This is a genomic window from Actinoplanes sp. ATCC 53533 (assembly GCF_003947245.1).
On the sequence record NZ_QHHV01000464.1, the window covers coordinates 1 to 4,556 of the forward strand.

Sequence of the window (4,556 nt, forward strand, 5' to 3'; positions counted from 1 at the left end):
TACGCGCACCTGTCCGTCGCGAAGGTACAACCGGGTGACATGATCGACGCCGGCGAACCGATCGGCGCCGAAGGCTCGACAGGCAACTCCACCGGCCCGCATCTGCACTTCGAGGTGCGCGAGGGAGGCTGGGACAACACCGTGGAACCCACGGCGTGGATGCGGCAGCGCGGTGTCGACCTGGGCTGTTCGTCTTGACCCACAGCGAGCGCCGGCTGCCGTCGTGGCAGGTGGAAGATCAGCACGAGTCGTGAATCCGCGCGGCGACTGCCGCACCTCGGTTCGTCGCTTCGTTCCGCAGGTCGATCGTCCTCGGGTGGTACCCGATCGTGAAAGTTGATCGGTCGCATCAGCGGCATTCGACCGGTTGGACAGATTCGTAAGCTGTCCAACGGGCATGAGTTCTGATGCGCCGTATCAAATGACAGGCATCGAGCACGTCTTGGTGCATCGGGTTGTAGTACGCAATATAGAACGGCCGAGGGTTCGCCTGCAAGGAACGTTCAAGGTTGTTGATCACCGCTCGCAGCGTGTCCTCGCCGAAGGGGTTGAACAGAAACATGACGGCTGGGTCGGGAGGAAAGTCGTATCCGGCGGCGTCGGCCTGAACTATCTCGATGACTCCCGCGCGTGCTGGCCTGGTGGCCTCATACGCCTCGATGTTGCTGCGCGCGGTCGACGCCAGACCTGGGTCGAACTCAACGCCAACAACTCGTCTGTACCCCAGCTCGGCGGCCAACAGCAGCGTGCGGCCCTTCCCGGAGCCGAGGTCGAGGAAGAGGAACGTGTCTGGCGTTGAGATCGGCAGGTCTCGGAGAATCTTCTTACACTGATGTCCCGGCGTGGGGGAGTATGCGACGCCGTCCCCGTATGCAGCGGCTACCGCCCCCCGGAGGGGAGTCCTGTTGACGGTCGGGCTCGCGCTGAGTACCAACGCCGAGGCGATGGTCGAGGCGGTCGTCGCGGCGGCGCGTGATGGGACGCAGCACAATTTCAACGATCAGCGACGCGCCCAGCGTGACTGCGGCGATGAGGCCTTTGTCGCGTCGCGTTGTTGACAGTGCTTGGGAGAAACGACGGGCTCGTCCCGCGAAATTGAGGCTGCCAGTGTTGAGACGTTCCGCATTTTCGTGGTGTTTCATGGAGCTGTCCTCCCGTCTATTTCCTCTCGCCTATCCCCAGACCGTGTCGGTCGACCCAGCGGTCGTTGGAATCGGGCAGCGATTTGTGTCGACCGTTGTTTCAGAGTAGGCGCCGCCAGGTTAAGGGAAGACCAGGGGAAGGCCAGAACGCGGTAAAGGTTCGTGCCGAGGTGGATCAGCGCGTCGAGCAGCCCTATGCAAAGGGAAAGAGTCAACGAGTACAAATCGTCTGTTCGGGCAGGATTTGATCGCCGATCGGCCGAGCATCTGTCGGAGATGTACCGGCTGCCATGGCCAGCATGACGTCCGAGGCGCCTCGGGCTCTCGTGGCTGGCCCGGTACGTGGTCGATCCAGATCGGAACCACGGCACGAATGGCATGCTGAAGCAGTGCGGGTGCTGCTGATCGAAGACGACAACGCCATCGCCGAGCCCCTGGCCGACGGGTTGACTCGGTATGGCTTCGATGTCAACCGGGTGCGCACTGGTACGGCGGCGCTCGCGGCGGCTCCTGTAGACATGGTGCTGCTGGATCTTGGACTGCCCGACATCGACGGGGTCGACGTTTGTCGGCAGCTTCGAGAACGCTCATCGGCCCCGATCATCATGATCACCGCGCGTGGCGAGGAGACGGACCGGGTCCTCGGTTTGGAACTCGGCGCGGATGACTACCTGTCAAAACCATTCGGTATCCGGGAGTTGATCGCTCGGATCAGGGCGGTAGCTCGACGATCTGGTGCGGCGGCCGGTCGCCCGTCCATGGAATCCGGCGCTGTCGCCCGAGACGCGGGTTCCGAGCAGACGCTCGGGCATCTGCGGATCGACCGAAGGACCCGGCAGGTGCGTATCCGTGGCGAGCTTGTCGGGTTTGCGCCTAAAGAGTTCGACCTCCTGTCGCTTCTCGCCGAGGACTCTGGCGCCGTGTATTCGCGGCAGCGTCTCCTCGATGCGGTGTGGAGTCCGAACTTCTTCGGCCCGACGAAGACCCTTGACGTGCACATCGCGGCGCTGCGACGAAAGCTCGGCGATCCGTCGTGGATCGAGACGCTCCGGGGGGTGGGCTTTCGGCTTTCCCTACGCGGCGACGGTAGTGAGGACACCACATGACCCGGCGGATCCTCATCAGCTACCTCTCGCTGACGTTCCTCATCTTCCTCGGCCTTGAGTTACCGTTAGGCTTCGTTTACGCCCACCACGAACGGGACGGCTTCGCCGCCGACGTCGAGCGGGACGCAGTCGTGCTGGCGGACCAAGCCGGCCAGGACATCGCGGAAAACCGCCCAGGCCCGGTGGACGCGATCGCAGGTGGCTACGCACGAGCGACCGGCGCGCAGGTCCTCGTGATCAACACCGCCGGAGCGGTGCTGTCGTCATCCACACCGAGGACATCGACGACCGGACCCGAAATCACGGCAGCTCTGGCCAACCGCCACGCCGTCGGGTATCGCCGCACCGCGAGCGGCGGCTCAGAGTTGTATGTCGCGGTGCCGGCGCATACCGGGGCCACGGTGCGCGGAGTACTACGGATTACGTATCCCACTGATCTGGTTGATGCCGCCGCCTATCGCGCGTGGCTCATCCTCGGCGCGGTCGGCGTGCTGACTCGTCGCACTCGTCGCCCTCGTCGGGTTCGCGCTGGCCCGCTGGATCACTCGGCCGGTACGCGCACTCGAGGACGCCACCACACTGCTCGCCAAGGGCGAGGCCACTGACCTACACAGCGCGGACTTCGGGCCGCCCGAGTTACGGCGGCTAGCGGAGCGCCTCACTGAAACCTCGCACCGACTACATCGGCTGGTCAGCGCGCAGCGGTCCTTCGCGGCTGACGCGTCACACCAGCTCAAATCCCCACTCACCGCGTTGCGCCTGAGGCTGGAGAACCTCGAACCCGACCTGTCCGACGATCACCAGGCCAACGTGGTTGCGGCGATCGCCGAGGTGAACCGGCTGACCCGCATGATCCACGGATTGCTTGCCCTGGCCCGGCTCGAAGAGGGCGCAGGAGACCGGGACCGCATCGACCTGGACGACCTCATCGCCGACCGTGTGGATAGCTGGGCAGCGTACGCCGAGGAGCATCAAGTCATCATCAACCAGGCAGGTGGCACGGCGGGAGCCGCGTGGGCAATCCCCGGCGCTGTCGAGCAGATCATCGATAACCTGCTTGCGAACGCCGTCCGAGTCGCACCCCTGCAGACCACCATCACGATCACACACAGAACGACGACAGACACTGTCGAGTTGCACATCATCGACGAGGGCCCAGGCATGAATGAGGCAGATCGGGCCCGGGCATTCGACCGATTCTGGCGCACCACGAACTCGGAAAACGACGGCTCAGGCCTCGGACTGACGATCGTACGGCAACTCGCCCGAGCCGGCGGCGGAGAAGCGGAGCTGAACGCAGCGCCCGGCGGTGGAATCAACGCCACCGTACGGTTGGAACGTGCGCCGGCCGTCGATGGACGCCAAGAACCCGTACCACGCGCAGATGCACGGACCGATCGAAGCTGACCAACGGCACTCACCGGCCACGAGTTCAATCCCTTAAGGATCGTCCGGCGCCGTCCTCGATGTGATGTGAGTGTCGCTCATGTTCCATATGACAATCGCTACTGGCGCCGCCCACACTGCTTTGCAAGGGTGAACGAGGATGTCTCGCCGGACGAAGTCGATGAGCGAGGGCGAGCCGAGCATGAAGTCGATGAGCCGAGTGGCAGCGGCCTAACCGCCCGCTGGCGAATCGTGACCCAATCCTTCAACAGCGGATCTCGATGTACAGACACCGATAGTTGGCCATAACAAGGAGCGGACGCCATGCGGCATCACTGCGACGATGTGCTGTCGAAGGCGGTACGTGAAGCCGCGCACCGCCTCGCGGTCAAGCAGTTGTCCCGGATCTGCTCTTCGAACGCTTCGAAGCCGGGTTGAACAGGTCGGCGGCCGCGTGACCCCGGTCGAGCCGGCGACGCCCGATCCGTCGGAGTTCGAGCGGGAGGCGGTAGACCGATGACGGCGAGAGAGTTCCACGTCCCTGCAAAGGTCGGTCGCCGCGCCATACTCATCCTGGCGCTGAGTTCACTGACCGCCGCAAGCGCTCACCCTGGCTCCGACGACCAGACGGTCACGCAACTGCTACCGGCCGAGCCGCCCGCGCCGCGCCGGTCGGTCGGGCTCAAGTCGGTCGCACACTGGACCAGCATCTTCATGCAGAGCTGGGACCATGAATACAAGAACAGCCTGCCGATGAGCCGGTCGGCGGACAGTTGGGACCACTACAACCTGTCCTACTCCGTCGATGCCTGCACCGCGATGTTCCGCGCCACGGACCAGCGGAGCTACCTCGACCGCGCCCTAGCATTCGTCGAGAACGTAGCCGACGCCGCCGTGCTGTCGTCCACGCTGCGCAGCAGCC

At 64.4% G+C, this 4,556-nt stretch carries 6 protein-coding genes and 1 pseudogene; 6 read left to right on the plus strand and 1 reads right to left on the minus strand.

Features of this window, described 5'->3' with window-relative positions; genetic code table 11:
- Window positions 1-198, plus strand: a 198-nt coding sequence (locus DMB66_RS59150; RefSeq protein WP_148112946.1) for a M23 family metallopeptidase, incomplete at its 5' end; no start/stop codon positions are given.
- 151 nt (window positions 199-349) lie between these two features.
- On the opposite strand, the gene DMB66_RS62170 is transcribed toward DMB66_RS59150, so the two are convergent.
- The gene (locus DMB66_RS62170) at window positions 350-934 is read right to left on the minus strand and encodes a class I SAM-dependent methyltransferase (protein ID WP_255441682.1); all 585 of its coding nucleotides are present in this window, start codon (window positions 932-934) and stop codon (window positions 350-352) included.
- Here DMB66_RS62170 and DMB66_RS62175 point away from each other — a divergent pair.
- The 5 genes and pseudogenes from DMB66_RS62175 to DMB66_RS59170 form a co-directional block, all read left to right on the plus strand.
- Window positions 906-1,058 (plus strand): hypothetical protein, encoded by a 153-nt coding sequence (locus DMB66_RS62175; RefSeq protein WP_158647737.1) that lies wholly within the window; start codon window positions 906-908, stop codon window positions 1,056-1,058. The genes DMB66_RS62170 and DMB66_RS62175 overlap by 29 nt on opposite strands.
- 473 nt (window positions 1,059-1,531) lie before the next feature.
- On the plus strand, window positions 1,532-2,248 hold the full coding sequence (locus DMB66_RS59160) for a response regulator transcription factor (RefSeq protein ID WP_125812634.1): 717 nt from the start codon (window positions 1,532-1,534) through the stop codon (window positions 2,246-2,248).
- Window positions 2,245-2,853, plus strand: a complete 609-nt coding sequence (locus DMB66_RS63320; protein ID WP_199753296.1) for a hypothetical protein — start codon at window positions 2,245-2,247, stop codon at window positions 2,851-2,853. The genes DMB66_RS59160 and DMB66_RS63320 overlap by 4 nt, the downstream gene beginning before the upstream one ends.
- Entirely contained in the window at window positions 2,828-3,655 is an 828-nt protein-coding gene (locus DMB66_RS63330) for a sensor histidine kinase (protein WP_370321540.1), read from the plus strand. Before DMB66_RS63320 ends, DMB66_RS63330 begins: the two co-directional genes overlap by 26 nt.
- Before the next feature lie 495 nt (window positions 3,656-4,150).
- Window positions 4,151-4,556 (plus strand): annotated as a pseudogene (locus DMB66_RS59170) (hypothetical protein); the annotation flags it as partial.

Coding starts and splice junctions, on each gene's coding strand:
- DMB66_RS63320 (WP_199753296.1), top strand. CDS start 2,245: ATGACCCGGCGGATCCTCATCAGCTACCTCTCGCTGACGTTCCTCATC.